17 protein-coding genes are annotated in these 19615 nt (G+C 49.3%); 3 read left to right on the top strand and 14 right to left on the bottom strand.

Annotation, left to right across the window (positions count from 1 at the left end; all coding sequences use genetic code 11):
• Positions 1 to 82 precede the first annotated feature (82 nt).
• The 13 genes from HMPREF3216_RS03170 to coaD form a co-directional block, all read right to left on the bottom strand.
• On the bottom strand, positions 83 to 1183 hold the full coding sequence (locus HMPREF3216_RS03170; RefSeq protein ID WP_060786899.1) for a prephenate dehydrogenase: 1101 nt from the start codon (positions 1181 to 1183) through the stop codon (positions 83 to 85).
• Positions 1177 to 2211 carry a prephenate dehydratase gene (locus tag HMPREF3216_RS03175; protein ID WP_060786900.1) on the bottom strand — a complete coding sequence of 345 codons (1035 nt, stop codon included), beginning with the start codon at positions 2209 to 2211 and terminating at the stop codon, positions 1177 to 1179. The genes HMPREF3216_RS03170 and HMPREF3216_RS03175 overlap by 7 nt, the downstream gene beginning before the upstream one ends.
• Before the next feature lie 100 nt (positions 2212 to 2311).
• Positions 2312 to 2746 (bottom strand): hypothetical protein, encoded by a 435-nt coding sequence (locus HMPREF3216_RS03180; protein WP_060786901.1) that lies wholly within the window; start codon positions 2744 to 2746, stop codon positions 2312 to 2314.
• 36 nt (positions 2747 to 2782) lie between these two features.
• Positions 2783 to 4708 carry a translational GTPase TypA gene (gene typA / locus HMPREF3216_RS03185; RefSeq protein WP_004574694.1) on the bottom strand — a complete coding sequence of 642 codons (1926 nt, stop codon included), beginning with the start codon at positions 4706 to 4708 and terminating at the stop codon, positions 2783 to 2785.
• A 66-nt stretch (positions 4709 to 4774) separates the two neighbouring features.
• Positions 4775 to 5551, bottom strand: coding sequence for a Fe-S cluster assembly ATPase SufC (gene sufC / locus HMPREF3216_RS03190; RefSeq protein ID WP_004113429.1), 777 nt, complete (start codon positions 5549 to 5551; stop codon positions 4775 to 4777).
• A gap of 10 nt (positions 5552 to 5561) precedes the next feature.
• A complete protein-coding gene (sufD, locus tag HMPREF3216_RS03195; RefSeq protein ID WP_060786902.1) occupies positions 5562 to 6863 on the bottom strand; it encodes a Fe-S cluster assembly protein SufD in 1302 nt (433 codons plus the stop codon).
• Positions 6863 to 8437, bottom strand: a complete 1575-nt coding sequence (sufB, locus tag HMPREF3216_RS03200) for a Fe-S cluster assembly protein SufB (RefSeq protein WP_060786903.1) — start codon at positions 8435 to 8437, stop codon at positions 6863 to 6865. Before sufB ends, sufD begins: the two co-directional genes overlap by 1 nt.
• Positions 8438 to 8543: 106 nt before the next feature.
• On the bottom strand, positions 8544 to 9677 hold the full coding sequence (locus HMPREF3216_RS03205; RefSeq protein ID WP_060786904.1) for a tyrosine recombinase XerC: 1134 nt from the start codon (positions 9675 to 9677) through the stop codon (positions 8544 to 8546).
• Positions 9678 to 9719: 42 nt separating this feature from the next.
• Positions 9720 to 10610 carry a ribonuclease III gene (gene rnc, locus HMPREF3216_RS03210; RefSeq protein WP_060786905.1) on the bottom strand — a complete coding sequence of 297 codons (891 nt, stop codon included), beginning with the start codon at positions 10608 to 10610 and terminating at the stop codon, positions 9720 to 9722.
• A 411-nt stretch (positions 10611 to 11021) separates the two neighbouring features.
• Positions 11022 to 11216, bottom strand: a complete 195-nt coding sequence (rpmF, locus tag HMPREF3216_RS03215) for a 50S ribosomal protein L32 (protein ID WP_004113441.1) — start codon at positions 11214 to 11216, stop codon at positions 11022 to 11024.
• A 225-nt stretch (positions 11217 to 11441) separates the two neighbouring features.
• Entirely contained in the window at positions 11442 to 12098 is a 657-nt protein-coding gene (locus tag HMPREF3216_RS03220; protein ID WP_060786906.1) for a YceD family protein, read from the bottom strand.
• A gap of 1 nt (position 12099) precedes the next feature.
• Complete coding sequence (locus HMPREF3216_RS03225; protein ID WP_060786907.1) at positions 12100 to 13044, bottom strand: hypothetical protein; 945 nt, start codon at positions 13042 to 13044, stop codon at positions 12100 to 12102.
• A gap of 147 nt (positions 13045 to 13191) precedes the next feature.
• Positions 13192 to 13752, bottom strand: a complete 561-nt coding sequence (gene coaD, locus HMPREF3216_RS03230) for a pantetheine-phosphate adenylyltransferase (protein WP_060786908.1) — start codon at positions 13750 to 13752, stop codon at positions 13192 to 13194.
• Positions 13753 to 14091: 339 nt separating this feature from the next.
• Between coaD and HMPREF3216_RS03235 the strand changes: the two genes are divergently transcribed.
• Positions 14092 to 14439, top strand: coding sequence for a DUF3039 domain-containing protein (locus HMPREF3216_RS03235; protein WP_060786909.1), 348 nt, complete (start codon positions 14092 to 14094; stop codon positions 14437 to 14439).
• Positions 14440 to 14488: 49 nt separating this feature from the next.
• On the opposite strand, the gene HMPREF3216_RS03240 is transcribed toward HMPREF3216_RS03235, so the two are convergent.
• Positions 14489 to 15895 carry a nicotinate phosphoribosyltransferase gene (locus HMPREF3216_RS03240; RefSeq protein WP_060786910.1) on the bottom strand — a complete coding sequence of 469 codons (1407 nt, stop codon included), beginning with the start codon at positions 15893 to 15895 and terminating at the stop codon, positions 14489 to 14491.
• Between the two features lie 369 nt (positions 15896 to 16264).
• Between HMPREF3216_RS03240 and cysS the strand changes: the two genes are divergently transcribed.
• Positions 16265 to 17860 carry a cysteine--tRNA ligase gene (cysS, locus tag HMPREF3216_RS03250; RefSeq protein ID WP_060786912.1) on the top strand — a complete coding sequence of 532 codons (1596 nt, stop codon included), beginning with the start codon at positions 16265 to 16267 and terminating at the stop codon, positions 17858 to 17860.
• A 41-nt stretch (positions 17861 to 17901) separates the two neighbouring features.
• Entirely contained in the window at positions 17902 to 19608 is a 1707-nt protein-coding gene (ffh, locus tag HMPREF3216_RS03255; RefSeq protein WP_060786913.1) for a signal recognition particle protein, read from the top strand.
• Positions 19609 to 19615: the final 7 nt, after the last annotated feature.

Consider the following 19615-nt stretch of genomic DNA (forward strand, 5'->3'; position numbering starts at 1 on the left):
CGTTATGCAATTTCAAGCTCAGTCAAAGCGCCTTTCGCTTGAGAAGCGTAGCGCGCAAGCGACTTACCGAGTTTGTTGCGGGTTAGAGAGTTGAGACGCGACGAAGCGTTATGCGAGCCGCACGCGAATCGCAAGCAACCGCAGAGTCACTCAGTGATACGCCAACAATCTGCTCGCCGCTTTGCGCGCTTTGAATCAGCTGACTTTGCCAATCGCATGCGCAATCAAGGGCAAATCGAAGCTCGCGCAAATCGAGAGCCACCGCAGATTCATTACCGTCATCCGCCACGCGCTCCTCATATTTATACTCGCGCCAAGAATCCGCCTTAGCAAAAAACGCGTGTTCATCGCCAGAAACCGCAGAATCGCCATCGCTCCCCTCAAGCATCTTCTTTGCAAAGCTCAACTCATCAATCACACTACCCAGCAAATCCGCCACATTTCGCCGATTTTCCGCAACCATTGCACGCGTGCGATTTGGATCCGTAAGCGCCACTCGCGTCATATCTCGCCAAGAACCAGCCGACATTTGCAACGCAACATTGCGATTTTCGCTTCCACACAAAACGTTCGCCAGCGCAGTAGAAACAACGTGCGGCATGTGTGAAATCAGCGCCGCCGAAGCGTCGTGTATAGAATCGTTCAACACAAGAGCGCGGTTTCCACACAACCCCACAATCACACGCAAAACCGCCAAAAACCGCCAAAAATCACTGCTCTCATCAACGCTAACTGCCCAAAGTGCGCCGTCCAGCAGCTGCGCGCTCGACGCCTGCCAACCCGTAAACTCGCTTCCAGCCATAGGATGCGCGCCAATATAACAATCGCCAAGCCCTGCGGCCTTAACCTGCTGGCGCACAAGCCCCTTAACGCTACCAACATCCGTCAAAGTAGTGCGCTGCTTGTTGATTTCGCGCGAAATATCGCCAAGAACTTCTGGCATAGCGGCAAGCGAATTGCACAAAATCAAAACATTTGGCTGCATGCGCGCAAGCTCCGAAACGCTTTCAACGCAAGTGATTCCAAGGGCGCGCGCCTCTTTATACATTGTTTGATGGCGATTATACGCGTACACTTTGCAAGAACCAGTGGCTACCAAACGCTTTGCGATTGAGCCGCCAATAAGTCCAAGTCCAACAATACCAACAGAAAATTTTTGAGAAAATTCAGCATCTTCTACCATAATAATTCTCTTTCTGCACGCATTACGTTCAAAGCACTCAAAGCACTCGAAGTATCAGACGAAGAACTCGAAGCATCAACGCACACTCCGCCATTTGGCAGCATCCAATCATTCATAACAGGATTATCTTGATTATCAGAAGGATACACTGCTAAAACTCGAACCCAATCACCATGTTCAACAACCTCTTGAATCATAGCTTTACACGTAGAATCCCAAGGGGCAGCATCAACAGTGGCAATAAAACTATATAAACCATCCTGACCTTTAATCGGCCTAGACATAAAAGAAGTCATATTAAGACCATGATCGCGCACAACATCAAGCAAATTTGCTAGCACTCCAGCGCCCGTAGAACGCGGAATAAAAGCAATAATCGAAGAAAAAGATGAATAGCTTTCGCGCTGCATATTAACAAAACTTAAAGCCTCATCTCTAGGAGCTAACACTAAAAACTCAGTGCGTGCGCCAGAAAAATCTTCAACAGCTTCACTCACAATTTGCCTATTGTATAAATCAGCACAAATTTTAGGGCACAAAGCAACTTCGCCATTAACTAAATCCCTACAAGCAGCAGCGTTTGAAGACGCAGTTTTTTCTTTCAATCCGCGCTTTTGAGCAAACTTACGGCATTGTGCCAACGCGTGAGGATGAGCAACAATAGTCGAACAGTTTTCGATTGAATCCGACTTGCAAACAACAGCATCAAAACTTATATCAACGCCCAAGCGAGCAATGCCAACCATATTTTTTGCATCAATTAATAAATCTAAATTAGGTATTACTACGCCTTCAATATTGTTTTCCCACGCAATAATACCCAAATCGTGACAATCTTCAATTTTGCTAGCGATATTACGAATATTCTCACACGCAGTTGGAATAAGGCGCAAAGCACCTAACGATTTACATTGCTCTTTAACCTTTAAAGCAGCTTGATGAGTAAAAGAACCTTCTGGCCCTAAATAACATAATTTACGGGAACTATTACTGTTCTTATTACTATTCATGACTATATTGCTATTCATGACTATTCCTCAAACTACTTTAAGATTGTAAGACTTTAAGACTATAAGACTGACTATATAAGACTATAAGTAAGACTACCTTACATTGATTTAGCGCCACTTATTTAGCGCCAGAAATAGCAAAGAATTTATTAGGCATACAAAGCAAAACTACGTGAGCGATGATAATGCCATAAAGCCAAAAATATCCAGCATTTTGCGCAATCCACGGAAGATTATCCACGCCAAATCCAACAGCAACAAGCACGCCACGAAACGCGCCAAAAACCCTAAACCATCCAAGCGCAATCATCCAAACAACCGAACAGCATACAATTGCGTGCAAAATCAAGCCGAAAACACCACAAAGCATGCGAGCAAAACACGCGCTCAAAATAACAAGCAAAAACGCGATTACAAGACCGTACGGAAAGTTGTACATAGCGCCCATTCGGTGCGCAAAAGTGCCCAAAACCGCGCAAAATGCCGCTAAAACGCATAAAGCCGCACACCTGCCAGCAAATAGCACGGAATGCGACTTTATGTTAAACATCATTTTAAGCAATATTTTAAGCGATCACGCATTAATCAATCAGGCAGCGTTGTTGTTCTGCCTACGCTGCTTAGCGCGCCACTTGTACCATTCATCACGGCTCAAAATAATCTTGCGCACGCGAATCGACTCAGGCGTAACCTCCACGCACTCGTCTTCGTTAGCAAAGTCAAGCGACTCCTCCAAGCTCATCTTAATTGGCGGCGTCAAAGTCTCAAGAACATCTGCTGTAGAAGAACGCATGTTAGTCATATGCTTAGCAAGCGTAATATTAACATCCAACTCGTCTGGCTTATTGTTAATACCAACGATTTGGCCTTCGTACACAGGGCTTTGCGGATCCACAAAGAACACGCCGCGCGCCTGCAAACGCTGCATAGCATAAGGCGTTGCAACACCCTTGCGATCGCAAACCATGGAACCGTTCTGGCGAGTTACAATCTGACCAGCCCAAGGCGCGTAGCCTGCAGAAATGGAGCTTGCGATTCCCGTGCCGCGAGTTGCAGAAAGAAGAGCCGTGCGGAAGCCAATAAGACCACGAGAAGGCACCGTAAATTGCAAGCGAATCCAGCCAGATCCATGATTGCTCATAGAATCCATGCGACCCTTGCGATCTGCCATAAGCTGCGTAACAGTACCCATGTATTCTTCTGGAACGTCAATCGTAGTGTTTTCCATAGGCTCGTTAATTTGGCCATCAATCGTCTTAGTAACAACCTGAGGACGGCCAACAGTAAGCTCATAGCCTTCGCGGCGCATCTGCTCCGCCAAAACCGCCAACGCCAACTCGCCACGACCCTGAACTTCCCACGCATCTGGGCGGTCTGTTGGAAGAACCTTAATAGACACGTTACCAATAAGCTCGCGATCAAGCCTATCTTTAATCATGCGCGCTGTAAGCTTGTGATCCTTGCCTTCCGTGCCTGCAAGCGGAGAATCGTTAATGCCGAAAGTCATGGAGATAGCTGGGTCGTCAACGTGGATCAATGGAAGAGGCTTTGGATCGTTCTGGTCCACAATAGTCTCGCCAATCATAATGTCGTTAACGCCTGCAACTGCAACGATATCTCCAGGGCCTGCGGATGCCACAGGAGTGCGCTCCAAGCCTTGCGTGCGCAAAAGCTCGGAAACGCGGAAGTTTTCAATCGAGCCGTCTACACGAGAAAGACCGTAAGTCTTGCCCTTTTCCAAAATGCCGTTGTAGATTCGCACCAAGCCGAGGCGGCCAAGGAAGTCGGAAGAATCAATGTTTGCAACGTGTGCCTGAAGAGGCGCGCCTTCCTCGTACTCTGGTGCTGGAATGTTGGAAATAATGGAGTCAAAAAGAGGCTCCAAATTATCGTTATCTGGCAAGCCGCCGTTTTCTGGCTGATTCAAAGATGCATAGCCAGCCTTTGCGGCGCAATAAATAACAGGCAAATCAAGAAGCGAATCAATATCTAGGTCGATTCCTTCTTCAACAACGTCTTGTGCAAGGCCAAGAAGCAAATCCGTAGCTTCGCTAACAACCTCGTCAATACGCGCGTCTGGACGATCCGTTTTGTTAACGCACAAAATCACTGGCAGCTTTGCCTCAAGTGCCTTGCGTAGAACGAATCGAGTTTGTGGAAGTGGGCCTTCGGAAGCGTCGACGAGAAGCACAACGCCATCAACCATGGAGATGCCGCGCTCCACCTCGCCACCAAAGTCGGCGTGGCCTGGGGTATCGATTACGTTAATTGTGATTCCCTCTGGGTGACCGTACTTTTCTGCAAGCGGGCCGGTGTATTGAACGGCCGTGTTCTTGGCAAGAATGGTAATGCCCTTTTCGCGCTCGAGGTCGTTGGAGTCCATTACGCGGTCTGGCACTTCTTCTCGCTCGGAGAATACGTGCGACTGCTGAAGCATGGCATTTACGAGCGTTGTTTTACCATGGTCAACGTGCGCTACGATTGCCACATTTCTAATATCACCGCGAACAGTCATTACAAACCTCTTCCGTTTTATTTAGCCAAACTTAAACAAGTTTACTCGCGGCTTTAGACACGCCGCTTATGCAATCGCAGACTCGCTGGCGCCTTCTGGCAAATACTTGTCGTATCCTTCTTCTTCTAACTCGTCCGCAAGCTCTGGCCCTGCAGTCTTTACAAAGTGACCTTGCGCAAAAACGTGCACAATATCTGGCTTAATGTACTTAAGGATTCGCGTGTAATGCGTAACCATCATAATGCCTAGGCCAGTGCTTTCTTTGGCGCGATTTACGCCTTCCGAAACAATTCGCAAAGCATCCACATCTAGGCCAGAATCCGTCTCGTCCAAAATCGCAAACTTTGGCTTTAAAATCTCTAGTTGCAAAACTTCCGCACGCTTTTTTTCGCCGCCCGAAAATCCCTCGTTTACAGAGCGAGACGCAAACTTTGGATCCATTCTTAAGCGCTTCATTGCTTCGTTAAGCTCTTTAACCCACGCACGCAAAGTCGGAGCCTCGCCGCTCACCTCTGTTTTTGCTGTGCGCAAAAAGTTCGTCATCGACACGCCTGGTACCTCTACCGGGTATTGCATTGCAAGGAACAGCCCAGCTTTTGCGCGCTCATCTGGAGTCATCTTCAAAATATCTTCGCCGTCTAAAAGCACCTGGCCTGAATCCACTTCGTACTTTGGGTGACCCGCCAAAGTGTATGCGAGAGTAGACTTTCCAGAGCCATTCGGCCCCATAATCGCGTGCGTTTCGCCAGAATTAACTGTAAGATTTACACCTTTTAATATTTGCTTGCGTCCCTCTTTTGTTTCTACAGACGCGTACAAATCCTTGATTTCTAAAGTTGACATGTTTTATCTCCTATTCTTCCGCATATTTCGATTCGTTGGTTGCTTGCGATTCATCCGTCTTAGCTAAACGCCTCTCAATCGCAGCCATCAAATGATCTACGATTTGCGGCACGCCAATCTCCTCAATCAGCTCGTTAAAGAATCCGCGCACAACAAGCTTCCTAGCATCCACCTCGCTCACGCCGCGAGATTGCAAGTAAAACAGCTCCTCGTCGTCGAATCTGCCAACAGAACTTGCGTGACCTGCGCCAATAATATTTCCATTTTCGATTTCTAGATTTGGCTCCGAATCGGCAATCGCGCCAGGAGTTAGCACCAGATTTCGGTTCAACTCGTACGAATCCGTGCCAGGAGCTTCTGGCTTAATAAGCGCGTTTCCAACCCATGTAGAATGCGCTCCTTTTCCATAAAGCGCGCCCTTATACACTACTCGCGACTTGCATTCTGGGTGATTGTGCACAACCATCGTGCGATGCTCAACATGCTCGCCTGGGTCCACAAAATACATGCCAAGCATGTTTAAATCGCCCTTTTCGCCGCCAAAATCCTGATCCATGCGGATTCGCACAACGTCTCCACCAAGCGTGACCATTGTGTGGCGAAGAGACGCTCCCGCACCCACATGAATCCTATGATTTCCAACGTGTTTGCTGCCTGAATCCCACTCTTGAATGAACGTTGTAGAAACATGCGCGTTATCTCCAAGAATGATTTCTACGCCTTCAGCAAGCTTTGCAACTCCTGTGTGTTCTACAATAATATCCGCGTTTGTGCAGGAATCAGCTTCAATCACTAAGTGCAATGCGTCTAATGGCAATGCGTCTAATGATTTCGCAGCGTCTAGCGACTGCAAAGTACTTTCATTTTTAAGATTCCCGTGAATTTGCAATATTATTGGCTTTGCAGCTTCGCCGCAAACATGCAAAACGTATGCCGATTTTGCCGAGTTCCACGCAACAGCAGCCACGCGATCCGAAGGCTTCATTTCGGTGTGCGGAGCCTCGTTTTTTGGCAAAATTTGTAGAGTTGCATGCGAATCGCCATCAGCGCCTTTTAGCTCCACCGTAACGTTGTTAGACGGCTCAAAGCTCTCAAAAAACTCGGAGATTCGCTCAACTGGCGTGTATCTCCAATCTTCCTGCTTGCGCGTTGGAATCGCAAAGTCTTGCACGCTAAAAGAGCGCACGGATTTATCTGCGCTAGAAGGCATTGCAGCAGGAACCGCATAAGGATCGTTAGGGTCTGCTACAGGAATATTAATTTCTTTTTCCGTCATTTTATTGCCTAAATTCTTTTTCAGATCTTCGCTCATCACCCCACGGATCCTTCCATTTGCAATTCCACAAGACGATTAAGCTCCAGAGCATACTCCATTGGCAGCTGGCGACTAATCGGCTCCACAAAGCCGCGCACAATCATTCCCATAGCCTCTTTTTCTTCCAGCCCACGGCTCATCAAATAGAAAAGCTGATCTTCGGAAACCTTGGAAACAGTGGCCTCGTGAGCCATTGAAACGTTATCTTCGCGCACGTCAACATGCGGATAAGTGTCGGACCTAGAAAAATCGTCAACAAGCAAAGCGTCGCACACAACCGAAGAGCTGGAGCCGCTAGCGCCTTTAACAATTTTTACAAGACCGCGGTAGGCAGAACGCCCGCCTCCGCGCGAAATCGACTTAGCAACAATCGTGGAACTTGTGTGCGGAGCCAAGTGAATCATCTTCGCACCCGTATCTTGGTACTGGCCGCGGCCAGCAAAGCTCAAAGACATAGTCTCCGCTTTTGCGTACGGCTCGGCGAGAATGCATGCAGGATACTTCATAGTTGCCTTGGAGCCAATGTTGCCGTCAACCCACTCCATTGTGCCACCTTCGCGCACGTAGGCTCGCTGGGTAACCAAGTTGTACACGTTATTTGACCAGTTTTGCACGGTTGTGTAGCGCACGCGCGCATGCTTTTCTACAACAATCTCAACGTTTGCAGCGTGTAGGGAATCCGTGGAATAAATCGGAGCTGTGCAACCTTCAACGTAATGCACGTACGATCCTTCGTCTGCAATAATCAACGTGCGCTCAAACTGACCCATGTTTGGCGTGTTAATGCGGAAGTAAGCCTGAAGCGGAATATCCACGTGCACGCCTTTTGGAACGTACACAAACGATCCACCACTCCAAGCCGCTGTGTTAAGAGCCGCAAACTTGTTGTCGTCAACTGGAATCACAGTTGCAAAATACTTTTTTACAAGCTCTGGATACTTTTGAACTGCTGTATCCGTATCAACAAAAATCACGCCTTGCGCAGCCAAGTCTTCGCGAATCGAATTGTAAATAACTTCCGACTCGTACTGAGCTGCAACGCCCGAAACCAAGCGCTTTTTCTCCGCTTCTGGAATGCCAAGCCTATCGTAAGTTTTGCGAATGTCTTCTGGTAAATCATCCCAAGTTTTCGCTTGATCGTGTACTGGGCGAACGTAGTACTTAAAATCGTCTGCGTCAAAACCGCGTAAATCCACGCCCCAATCTGGCATAGGCTTTTGCAAAAACGCGCGGTAGCCTTGCAAGCGAAGGTTTAGCATCCATTCTGGCTCGTTTTTATCGGCGGAAATTGCGCGAACAACCGACTCGTCAATGCCCTTCTTTGCAGCCTCGCCTGCAGCATCCGAATCATGCCAGCCGTAATTGTACTCGCCAAATTCAGCAACGATTTGTTCGTCTTGGCGGATTTTATCTTCGTTTACGCGAGCGCGATCTGCCACGTACTGGCTCATTTCAACGTCTGCTGCGCTTGAGTCTGCTGCGCTTGGCTCGTTTTGATTCGCTACATTCTTATTCGTCGATACGCTATTCATCAATGCGCTTGATTCAGGCTTATTTGAATCATCAACCACTGTTTTACCCTCCTATCAAGCTTATAAATCGATTATACATTTAGCCACGCAGCGGCATTACGTGATTCAAATCACATCTCTGCCTTTCTGCATATGCATTCTCCTTCTACGCACGAGGGAAAGCCTGCGAATAGCGCTGCTTAAGAGCCTGAATAGAAACGTGCGTGTAGCGCTGGGTTGTGTTAAGCGAGGAATGCCCCAAAAGCTCCTGAACCTCGCGAAGATCCGCTCCACCGTTGAGCATATGCGTTGCGGCACTGTGGCGAAGCGCGTGCGGAGCAACATCTGGCACGTTTGCGGCTGCGGCGGCAGTGTGAACAATACTTCTTACAACACGCTGATCGATACGCTTTGCTCGCGCGCCCAAAAACAGCGCTTGCATACCCGATGAGTTTGCGGCGTGCTTTTCTAGCAGAGCACTTCGCCCATGCTCAATCCACTCTTTGCACGCATTTGCAGCAGGAACGCCAAACGGCACCACGCGCTGCTTGTTTCCTTTACCTGTAACTTTTACGGTGTGATTTTCAAAATCCATATCTTGCACATTAAGGCTTGTAAGCTCCCCCACGCGCATGCCCGTGGCATATAAAAGCTCTAGAATCGCAGCGTTTCTAAGGGCGAGTGCATGTTCTTGGAGGGATTTTTGGGGCGATTTTAATGGCGTGTTTTCTTGATGCTCGGAAGCTTGCGACTTTTGCGCGCGCGGCTTTTTTTGCGCGCAATTTTGCATCGTTGAATCATGCGCAGTTGAATCATGCGCAAAGTTATCCACACAACTATCCGCACAACTATCCGCACAATCCAACAACTTTTGCGCCTGCGATTCATCTAAAACCGTAGGAAGCTCATTAGCAATCTTAGGAGTTGCAAGAATTTGCGCAGGATTTGCGCTAATCAAACCAATGTGCGTAGCCCACGCAAAAAAGCCGCGCACGGCTACCACTTTGCGCGCCAAACTCGAGCGCGCATGATTCTTGTTAAGCCAATACATCCATTGGCGTAAAACACTGGTGGAAACCGCGCGCAAATCGCAAAAACCATTGCGGCTGCACCACTCTAAGCATTGTAAAACATCCGCGCCGTACGCGCGCAAGGTGGCGCTTCCAAGGCCTTTGTTGGCGCGCAAATAGTCAACGTAGCGCGCACAGTGGTAGCGTAAGTCGCAAAAGTCGCCAGCAACCGTTGATGATGCTGAATCATCGTCAAATAATAAATCATTATTATTACGACTGCTAGCCATAGAACCGCCTCAAATCGCCTATATAACAGCAATCAGAAAGACCTAATTACCGCTTTCTTTGCTCGCGCTCGACTTACGCCTTCTATCCAACACGTGCCAAGCTTTATCTGCAGCAGCAAGTTGAGCCTTGCGCTTGCTAGAACCGTCCGCTTCACCCAGCAGCTCATCGCCGTTTTCGTGCGCCAAAACCGCGCGCGCACGAAACACAGGCGCGTAATCTGGGCCAGAAACCGACATTCTATATTGCGGCTCGTCAAGCCCCATCTCGTGCGCCAAAACCGTAAGCGAAGTCTTCCAATCCAAAGCTGGGCCTTCTGTAAGAACCTCCGCTAAAGTGTCGTCAATCAGGCGATGCACCACAGCGCGCGCCTCGTCAATGCCATGCTCAACAAAAGTCGCGCCAATAAGCGCCTCAACAATATCGCACAAAATCGAGTCTTTTTGAGCGCCGCCATGCTCCATCTCGCCGTGGCCCAAAAGAATGTACGAACCAACGTGCAACTTATCGCGAGCAACCGCGCTCAAAGCCCACTCCGAAACAGCCTTAGCGCGGAGCTTAGCCAACTGGCCTTCCGTCATGTCTGGATGAGCAGAAAACAGCGTTTCTGTAGAAACAAGCTCCAAAACAGCATCGCCCAAAAACTCTAGGCGCTCGTAATTTTTAGTTCCTGGATGCTCGTGCGAAAACGAGCGGTGAGTAAGAGCCTCCACCAGCAAATCTGGCGAAATCGTAGTGCCAAGAGCGCGCAAAAGCTCCTTAGTAGGATCCCCATCCTGCGTGTGTCCATCTTGCGTGCGCGCAACGCCAATGCTACTAGTTTTAGCGTCTTCTGGCTGATTTGGGTTATTGTATGCGCCGTAATTGCCATCATTTTGGCCGTCATACTGGTCTTTTGTGTTGTTCCCACTCATATCTTCAACATTATAGCGCATGTGTTGAAGTCGTTTATTTGCGCTATACGCTTCCCGACTTTGTACCAAATTTGACAAATCGTTCGCGCGGATTAGCTGCGCTCACGTCTTCGCTTGCGTTGAAAGCGCACTGTGCTTTCAACCTTAAGCAAGCTCAGCGAATCGAAGTGCATTCGCGCGCTACGCTTTAAGCGCTCATGCAAGTCGACTCGCGCTTTTGTACCAAAAAACACCTAAATCACGTACAAAAAGCGGAACCAATTGACGCACTTTGTTGCTATGATCAGCGTGCAAAACAACAAAACCCGTCAACTTTTCCCGACTTTGTACCAAAAAACACCCAAAACACGTACATTTTCGGGAAACAACAAAAACTAGGGAAAAACAAAAACCCTGCCACCCGTCGATGGCAGGGTTCTTTTAAAATACAACCTACTTGGTGTGCGCAGAGCGAATTGCTTCGCGATACACGCGACCGCGGAAGTTACCGCAGGTTGGGCAAGCCATGTGAGACAACGCTGGCGAACCGCAGTTCGGGCAGGTAATAGTCTGCACGGCAGAAGCCTTCCAATTGGCGCGACGCGAATGAGTATTAGCGCGCGAGGTCTTGTACTTTGGCAGTGCCATAATCTTTCCTCTATTTCGTTCAACCGATTGAGCTTAAGCGTTCTGTATATTACAGCAAGCGCCATACATTATTCACAAACACACGCCAAGTAAGGTAGAGATTCGAGGTTTTTCGCACTGAATGAGATGTTTCGTTCGCACGGATTAGCCGCACTCATGCAGAAACACCCAGCCCTCCTACAACGTTAAATAGGAAGCCGCGCAACACCAAGTAAGGATTTTTATTCAGGCAGATTGTTGCGCTTCAAGCTTTTCCTTAAGTCCTTCAAGCGCCGCAAAACGAATATCCGTAACGTCGTGATGATGATCCGGATGCTCATTCAGATTCTCTCCGCATTGCGAACAAAGCCCCTTGCAATCAGGCTCGCACAAAGGCTTAAGTGGCAACTCGCTAACCATTGTGTCTCGAATCAGAGCCTCAATGTCGGCAAAATCGCCGCCACCAACCAGCGGATACACGTTTCCAGAATCGTCGCCTTCGTCCCAAATATCAGCATCTTCTAAATCATCACTAGAGTTATTAGAGTTATTAGAACGCGCGCCGCTCTTGCCGCCATTTGCACCCTTGCCGCCCTTGCCGCTCTCCACGCGCGCAAAAAACGCACACACATCAACAGGCCAATCTCTATGCAACGGCATCAAGCATCGCGAGCACTCCGCATGCACGCGCGCGGTAATAGTGCCCTGGAACATAAGCCCATCTACAACGGAATCGAAGTTGCCATCTACCGTAACATCACTCCCTGGCTCCACGCCAATAACGCTGTCTCCAATGCCCTCTGGCGCTGGGAAGGCGCGATGCAACTGCATACTACTGCCCGCTCGTGCCGCCATTTGCGCAACTGGTACCGCCCACAAAGACTGGGAGGGATGCGATGTCATTTTAATTCCTTTCTTCGCTTTCGCTGCTTTCACTGTCAAATTCTTCATCAATCTGGTTTGCAGCCTCATTTCGAACGTGTGCCGCCGCGCGCCTGCGCTCTTCCAAAACGCGCTGACCCGCTTGAACGTCTTGCTCCAGCTTGTCTAACTGCTGCTTTAGGCCTTCCATAACCGTGGCGCTGTACTGATCCGCGCCGCGCGTAAGCTTATCGGCCTTTGCCTGCGCATTGCTTATAATATCTCGCGCTTGGTTCTTTGCAATCGCAACCACATTTTCTTGACCTGCCAAGAATTTGGCTCGCTCCTGGGCTTCTTCAACCATTTGCGCGGCTTGACTTTGCGCCGAACTCACAACAGAGTTTGCCTGTGCTTGAGCCGTACGCAAGCGCCTCTCCGCTTCTCGCATTAACGCACTCGCGCGCTCCAGCTGAACAGGCAGCATGTCTTTTAGCCTAGACAAATAATCGCCAAACTCTTCGCGATCCACCTTTGCCATTCCAGCAGCAAAAAGCACGCCTTTTGCACTGTTTAGCGCGGCTTCCATTGTGTCGATTATGTCGTAAACAGTAGTAAATTCCTCGCGCGACTTTGTGCGCACTTCCTCGCTAACGGTTTGCGGATCCGCGGCCTTAAACGCGTTTTCTTCTTCGTCGTCAAACTCTATTGCGCCGCCGTCTTCGCGCTCGCGCAAATCTGGCATTGGGAACAGGTTTTGAGGCACATCGCCAGCTGCGTTGCCAGACGAATCGCCAGCAGCCGCGCCATCAGCAGAATCGCCAGCAGCCGCATCGTCGCTCGCCTTACTCGCCGCAGGCACCGCGTCATAAGCTTCAAAAGCAGCACTAGGCGAATCGTCGTTATTTGCAATCACTGGATTTAATGGCAACTTTTGGCTGTGGTTTGCCGATACTTGGCTTTCCATTGTGTCGTCTTCGTTTTCGCTCATTTTCGCTCCTTCGCTAAGTAGCTGCTCTCTTATCTCTTAACAATTTTATTGTACGTATTTTAGTACGTATTTTAGTACGTACTTATTTTAGTAATATTGTACTTATTTCGGTGATATTTAACTCGCCATTGTAAGATTTCGCTAATTTTATGATTGAGATATTGCATTTGTCTTAGAAAAAACATGTTGCAAAAGCGGAATCACATTATTTGGCACCATTCCCGAAACGTCTCCGCCGTGACGAGCCACATCTTTTACAACCGAGCTAGAAACGTGTTCCAAAATAGGATCCGCTGGCAAGAACATGGTTTCAATGCCAGCCAGCTTGCGATTAACCAGCGCCATTCCAAGTTCCGCCTCATAGTCGCCGTTTTGACGCAATCCCTTAACAATTACGGTTGCGCCGACTTTTTTGCAATAATCCGTAATAAGACCGCTGGTAGAAGCAACCACTATTTTGCACGCTGGCGACTTAGACGCCCCGCACAAAGGTGGCGCAAACTTGCCGACTGGCGAATCATCTTTTAAGTCTTCCAGCGCCTTGCGAATAATATCCACGCGCTCCAACTCGGAAAACATGGGCGTTTTGGCCGCATTAACCGCCACTAAAACATGCACTTCGTTAAAAAGATGCGTACAACGTTGTATCACGTCTAAGTGTCCGGCCGTAACGGGATCGTAGGAGCCTGGGCAAACAGCTATAGTCATGCTTTTAGGTTACCACGAATCGGCCACGAGCTAGACACTGGCTAGATATGGCCTATTTTCCCCGCATTTGTTTCTTTTTCCCCGCGTTTGTTCCCATTTCAGCCAATTTTGGGAACAAACTCGGGCACACTTCCCTGCGTTTGTTTCTTTTCCCCCACGTTTGTTTACGTTTCAGCCAATTTTGGAAACAAACTCGGGCACACTTCCCTGCGTTTGTTCCCATTTGCCAGCATTTGTTGCGATTATGAATTATGCTTGTATAAACATAAATCGCAAGTAACAAAACATGATTTGTGTGAAAAGGATTTGTACGAAAAGGATTTGTACGAAAGGGATGCAATGACGTTTTCAAATGATTCAAAGTATGGCGATAGCTCAAACGCTGCTAATTTGAACGCTGTTATGGAAGACGATTCAAAAAGCCTCCCAGATTCTGGGTCTAGCACAAGCACAAGCGTGCTCGAAAAGCCAGAAGTAGACGAATCCGCGCGAATGGACGATGGCGGCGACGCAGACCGCTTTGCACACTACGTTTCCAAAGATCGCGTAATTGAGTCGCGCTTGACTGGCCGCCCTGTTGTGGCGTTGTGCGGAAAAGTGTGGATTCCAAAGCGCGAAGCAAACGACTACCCCGTTTGCCCAGAGTGCAAAAAAATCTACGAAGAGATGAACAATCTGGGCTTTTAGAGTAACTCAAATTAAAGCTGATTTATAAACCAGCCTAAACTAGCCTAAACTAGCCTAAAACGCTGATTTCTGTAGGAATCGCAGGGTCGCCACGCATAAGACTTTGAGCAGAAATCGGAAGTCTGCTAAGAGATTTGGCGCAATAATCCTGTGCGCGCGCAATCGCGTCATGACCCATAAACTCCGTGTTAAATTCGCCATTTTGCACGTAGTCAACTAGCAAATCTTCCCAAGAATCCTGCGGCTTAAAAGCAGCGAGCGCACTCTCTGATCCAGAAATCACGTGCTCGCAGTCGGCCACGCCATTGCCAGAAGCGCCGCCGTTTACGCCGCCAAAATCGTAAGAACGATACGCAAGTTTGCGCCCTGGAACAGTCGCCTTATTCTTAGACTTCTTAGCAACAGGTTGCATAACTCCATCCGCGCCCTGGCGCTCCGTAAGCTTATAAACCATTGCGCAAGTAGGAGCGCCCGAACCCGTAACCAGCATGGTTCCAATGCCGTAGGAATCGACTGGCGCGTTTTGCAAAGACGCGAGCGCATACTCGTCCAAATCGTTAGTAACCGTGATTTTAGTGTTTTTAGCGCCCAACGCATCGAGCTGCGCGCGCACGCGACGAGCCATAACGCACAAATCGCCCGAATCAATGCGCACACCGCCAAGATCCGCGCCAGCAACCTGCACGGCGGTTTTAACAGCCTCTTCCACGTTGTACGTGTCTACAAGCAACGTTGTTCCCTTGCCGAGTGCGGCAATTTGCGACTCAAAGGCGGCGCGCTCCGAATCGTGCACAAGTGTAAAGCAATGTGCGGCCGTTCCAATCGCCTTAAGCCCGTAAAGCTTGGCCGCAAGCAGGTTTGCAGTTCCCTTAAAACCGCCGATTACCGCCGCGCGAGAGGCAGCCACTGCCGACCACTCGTTTGTGCGCCTGCCGCCCATATCCATGCACGGCCTTCCAGCAGACGCGGAAACCATACGAGCCGCGGCGCTCGCCACCGCGCAATCGTAGTTAAGCACAGAAAGCAGCAGCGTTTCTAGCAGCGTGCACTCGCCAAAAGTGCCTTCAACTTGCAAAATCGGCGAATCTGGGAAGAACATTTCGCCTTCCCTGTAACCACGGATTTTGCCGCTAAAGTGGTAGTTTTCTAGCCATTTAATGGTGTCTTTGCTTACAATTTTGCGGTCTTGCAAAAATCGCAAGTCCTCGTCGCTAAAGTGGAATCGCTCTAGCTCTTCTAGGATTCTGCCCGTGCCTGCTACCACTCCGTAACGGCGACCTTGCGGAAGATGCCTCGTAAAAATCTCAAAAACGCATTTGCGGTTTGCTGTGCCATCTTTTAGCGCCGCATCTAGCATTGTGTACTCGTACATGTCGGTCATGAGCACGGAAGAGTTTGCGTAGGACTTTGCTCCAGAGTTTGCTTCAGAGTTTACGAAATCAAAAGAATCAGGCATTTTTAATCCTTTCTTGCGATTTTAGTGACGTGAATTTGGCGAGCGGTTAGTGGCCATTTTTGCGTAGCTGCGCTTGCGATTTCTATCTGCTAGCAATCATAGTCCTATGTCTATCTACGACTTAAAGCTACAAAGTGCGTCAAATCGTTCGCGCGGTCTAAGCGCGCGAACGTCTTCGCAGCGCAGAAGCATTGCTTCTGCCTTGAGCTGCTCAGCGCTCCGAGTTGCCTTCGCGCGCTACGCTTTAAGCGCTCAGGCAGGTCGTCGCGCCCGAAAATGTACGTGATTTAGATCAAATCTGGTACAAAATGCGTCAAATCGTTCGCACGCTCTAAACGTGAGTTATTAGCTAAACATATAATTGAGATTATGCTTGAAAATACGAACAGAACTCTTACCGCAGCAGCCACGCGATTGCGCTTATACAACACGGCAACTCACAACACCAGCGAGTTTAAAACCGTCACCCCTGGTCACGTTGGAATGTACGTGTGTGGCGCAACCGTGCAAAGCTCGCCACACATAGGTCATATTCGCGCTGCAATCGCCTTCGACGTTGTTCGCCGATGGCTTTTGCGCCTTGGCTACAACGTTACTTTTGTTAGAAACGTTACAGATATAGACGATAAAATCATCAAAAAAGCTAGCGAAAATGGCCAAACATGGTGGCAGCGCGCCTACATTTACGAGCGCGAGTTTACTGAAGCTTACAACACTCTCGGCGTTATGCCGCCTACTGTGGAGCCGCGCGCAACAGGCCACATCAACGACATGGTGGAGCTTATACAGCGCTTGATTGATCGCGGACACGCATACGCAATAAAAAGCGCGGATGGCAATCCTACTGGAAACGTGTATTTTAGTGTTCCAAGTTGGCAGGATTACGGCGCACTTACGCATCAAAATGGCAATTCAGATGGCAGCAATAGTGACGACAAAGCCAGCAAAGCCGACAAATACAATCCAATTGACCCTGCAGACGCAAGCCCAGATAAGCACGATGCTCGCGATTTTGCGCTTTGGAAGGCACCTTGCGATTTTGACCAAAAAGACGCGCGCTGGAATACGCCGTTTGGAGCAGGCCGCCCAGGTTGGCACATTGAATGCTCGGCAATGAGTCACCGCTATCTTGGTGATTCCTTCGACATTCACGGCGGCGGACTAGACTTGCGCTTCCCGCACCACGAAAACGAGATGGCACAAACACTTGCTGCTGGCTGGAAGAGTGCAAACGTGTGGATGCATTCCGCATGGGTTACAGCAAAGGGCGAAAAAATGAGCAAATCCCTTGGAAACGGCCTTTCTGTTCCATCGGTTCTGGCTCAAAAATCCGCGTGGGTTGTGCGATACGCGCTAGGCGGCGTGCAGTACCGCGCAATGCTGGAGTGGTCGGATCAGGCTTTAAACGAGGCGCAATCGGCTTATGATCGCATATCGAACTTCCTCGAGCGCGCTGGGCGTGTAATCGAAAATCAGCCAGATTATGCGGAAGTTCAGGGCGTTGATGCAGATAATCTTCCAGAAGATTTTACTAAAGCTATGAACGACGATATTAACGTTTCGGGCGCGCTGGCCGCGATTTTTACTGCGATTCGCTCTGGCAACGCGCTTTTGGACGACTATGCACAAAGTCAAGATGACGGCCAAAACAACAGCATTAAAAGCCTTATTAAAACGTGCGTTTTGCAAGTTCGCGCAATGCTAGACACGCTTGGGCTAGACCCTTACTCCCCGCAATGGCGCCGCAACGCGCAAAAATCGCAAGATTTGGGCGAAGATGCAGATAATGGCGCAAGCGCGGAACACAAGGCTCTTGAATCTTTGATTGCAAATCAGCTGGAACAAAGGGCGATTGCGCGCGCGGCCAAGGATTTTGCACGCGCAGACGCGATTCGCGACTCTTTAACCGCCGCTGGCGTTGTAATCGAAGATTGTGCACAAGGCTCATCGTGGCATTTATCTTAAAACTCTTAAACATTCCAAACAACCTGTAGAATAGAGCAATTATGGCAGCATTTAGTTCGTTAACAGAAAGACTTTCTGGCGCATTCAAGCACTTGCGTAGAAAAGGCAAATTATCCGACGCAGACATAGACGGCACAATTCGCGAAATCCGCCGCGCGCTTTTAGACGCAGACGTGGCTTTAGACGTTGTGCGATCTTTTACAGCTAAAATCCGCGAACGCGCACTTGGCGAAGAGGTTTCTAGCGCACTGAATCCTGCGCAGCAAGTTGTGCGAATTGTAAACGACGAGCTTACAAATGTTTTGGGCGCAGGCGTTGATAGGCCACTGAATTTTGCAAAATACCCCCCAACCGTAATCATGCTTGCTGGCTTGCAAGGCGCTGGTAAAACAACGCTTGCAGGAAAGCTGGGCTACTGGCTTAAGGATTCGGGCCACACTCCTTTGCTTGTTGCCGCGGATTTGCAGCGCCCTAACGCCGTTACGCAGCTTGAGGTTGTTGCCGAGCGCGCGGGCGTGGCTGTGTTTGCGCCAGAGCGAGGCGTGCAAAGTGATGGCGGCAGCGAAGTGGTTTCAGCTGGTTTAGCGGCGGGAGACCCTGTTAAAGTTGCGCGAGATTCCATTGACTACGCGCGCGCAAAAATGTACGACACGGTTATTATCGATACCGCTGGTCGCCTTGGCGTGGACGATGCTCTTATGCAGCAGGCGCGCGAAATTCGTGATGCTGTTAATCCGCAAGAAATCCTGTTTGTTATAGACGCCATGATTGGTCAGGATGCTGTTCATACGGCTCAAGCGTTTAACGAAGGCGTTGATTTTACTGGCGTTGTGCTTTCTAAGTTAGATGGCGATGCTAGAGGCGGTGCTGCGCTATCGGTTGCAAGCGTTACGGGCAAGCCGATTTTGTTTGCTTCTACTGGCGAAGGTTTGAAGGATTTTGAGATTTTCCACCCAGATAGAATGGCCTCCAGAATCCTAGATATGGGCGATATTCTAACGCTTATTGAGAATGCACAAAAGCAGTTTGACGAGGAAGAATCTAAAAAAGCTGCCGCCAAAATATCTGAAGGAACTTTTGGATTAGACGACTTTTTGGATCAGCTTCAGCAGGTTAAAAAGCTTGGTTCTATGAAGAAGATTCTTGGCATGATGCCTGGAATGGCAGCGCATAGGCAAGAGCTTGAGCAGTTTGACGACCGCGAGATAGACCGCACAGAGGCGATTATTCGCTCCATGACGCCTAAGGAGCGCCGAGACACAAAGATTATTGACGGCTCCAGGCGCGCGCGAATCGCAGCTGGCGCGGGCGTTCCAGTTTCCGCGGTGAACGCGCTTCTGCAGCGCTTTGAGCAGGCAGCTAAGATGATGAAGCGCATGAGCAATGGCGGCGGCGCAGGAATGCCTGGAATGGGCGGAATTCCTGGGTTTGGCGGCGGCGCTGGAAAGTCTAAGCGCAAAGACAAAAAGAGCAAGAAGAAGGGCGGAAAGTCTGGAAATCCTATGCGCCGCGAGGCCGAGGAGCGCGCACTTAGGGATCGCTTGTCTGGAAATTCTTCTGCAAATAGTGCAAATGATGGCGATGGCGAGAATGGCGAGTCTGCCTTTATGAAGAAGAAGCAGGATTTGCCTAATAATCTGCCAGAAAATCTTCAAAATCTTATGAGTGGCGAAGGTGATTTTGCTGGCGGAATGCCTGATTTACCGCCAAACTTGGGCGGCGGTCTTTCGGGACTTTTTGGCAGATAAGCAGTAG

This window comes from Gardnerella vaginalis (genome assembly GCF_001546455.1).
GTDB classification, from domain to species: domain Bacteria; phylum Actinomycetota; class Actinomycetes; order Actinomycetales; family Bifidobacteriaceae; genus Bifidobacterium; species Bifidobacterium vaginale_B.

Excerpts from the sequence above, each read along its gene's own strand:
- HMPREF3216_RS03175 (WP_060786900.1), bottom strand. The coding sequence starts at position 2,211 with ATGAATAGCAATATAGTCATGAATAGTAATAAGAACAGTAATAGTTCC.
- cysS (WP_060786912.1), top strand. The coding sequence starts at position 16,265 with ATGCTTGAAAATACGAACAGAACTCTTACCGCAGCAGCCACGCGATTG.
- HMPREF3216_RS03225 (WP_060786907.1), bottom strand. The coding sequence starts at position 13,044 with ATGAGCGAAAACGAAGACGACACAATGGAAAGCCAAGTATCGGCAAAC.
- sufC (WP_004113429.1), bottom strand. The coding sequence starts at position 5,551 with ATGTCAACTTTAGAAATCAAGGATTTGTACGCGTCTGTAGAAACAAAA.
- HMPREF3216_RS03235 (WP_060786909.1), top strand. The coding sequence starts at position 14,092 with ATGACGTTTTCAAATGATTCAAAGTATGGCGATAGCTCAAACGCTGCT.
- HMPREF3216_RS03205 (WP_060786904.1), bottom strand. The coding sequence starts at position 9,677 with ATGGCTAGCAGTCGTAATAATAATGATTTATTATTTGACGATGATTCA.
- HMPREF3216_RS03180 (WP_060786901.1), bottom strand. The coding sequence starts at position 2,746 with ATGATGTTTAACATAAAGTCGCATTCCGTGCTATTTGCTGGCAGGTGT.
- sufD (WP_060786902.1), bottom strand. The coding sequence starts at position 6,863 with ATGAGCGAAGATCTGAAAAAGAATTTAGGCAATAAAATGACGGAAAAA.
- HMPREF3216_RS03170 (WP_060786899.1), bottom strand. The coding sequence starts at position 1,183 with ATGGTAGAAGATGCTGAATTTTCTCAAAAATTTTCTGTTGGTATTGTT.
- rnc (WP_060786905.1), bottom strand. The coding sequence starts at position 10,610 with ATGCGCTATAATGTTGAAGATATGAGTGGGAACAACACAAAAGACCAG.
- typA (WP_004574694.1), bottom strand. The coding sequence starts at position 4,708 with ATGACTGTTCGCGGTGATATTAGAAATGTGGCAATCGTAGCGCACGTT.
- HMPREF3216_RS03220 (WP_060786906.1), bottom strand. The coding sequence starts at position 12,098 with ATGACATCGCATCCCTCCCAGTCTTTGTGGGCGGTACCAGTTGCGCAA.
- coaD (WP_060786908.1), bottom strand. The coding sequence starts at position 13,752 with ATGACTATAGCTGTTTGCCCAGGCTCCTACGATCCCGTTACGGCCGGA.
- HMPREF3216_RS03240 (WP_060786910.1), bottom strand. The coding sequence starts at position 15,895 with ATGCCTGATTCTTTTGATTTCGTAAACTCTGAAGCAAACTCTGGAGCA.
- rpmF (WP_004113441.1), bottom strand. The coding sequence starts at position 11,216 with ATGGCACTGCCAAAGTACAAGACCTCGCGCGCTAATACTCATTCGCGT.
- ffh (WP_060786913.1), top strand. The coding sequence starts at position 17,902 with ATGGCAGCATTTAGTTCGTTAACAGAAAGACTTTCTGGCGCATTCAAG.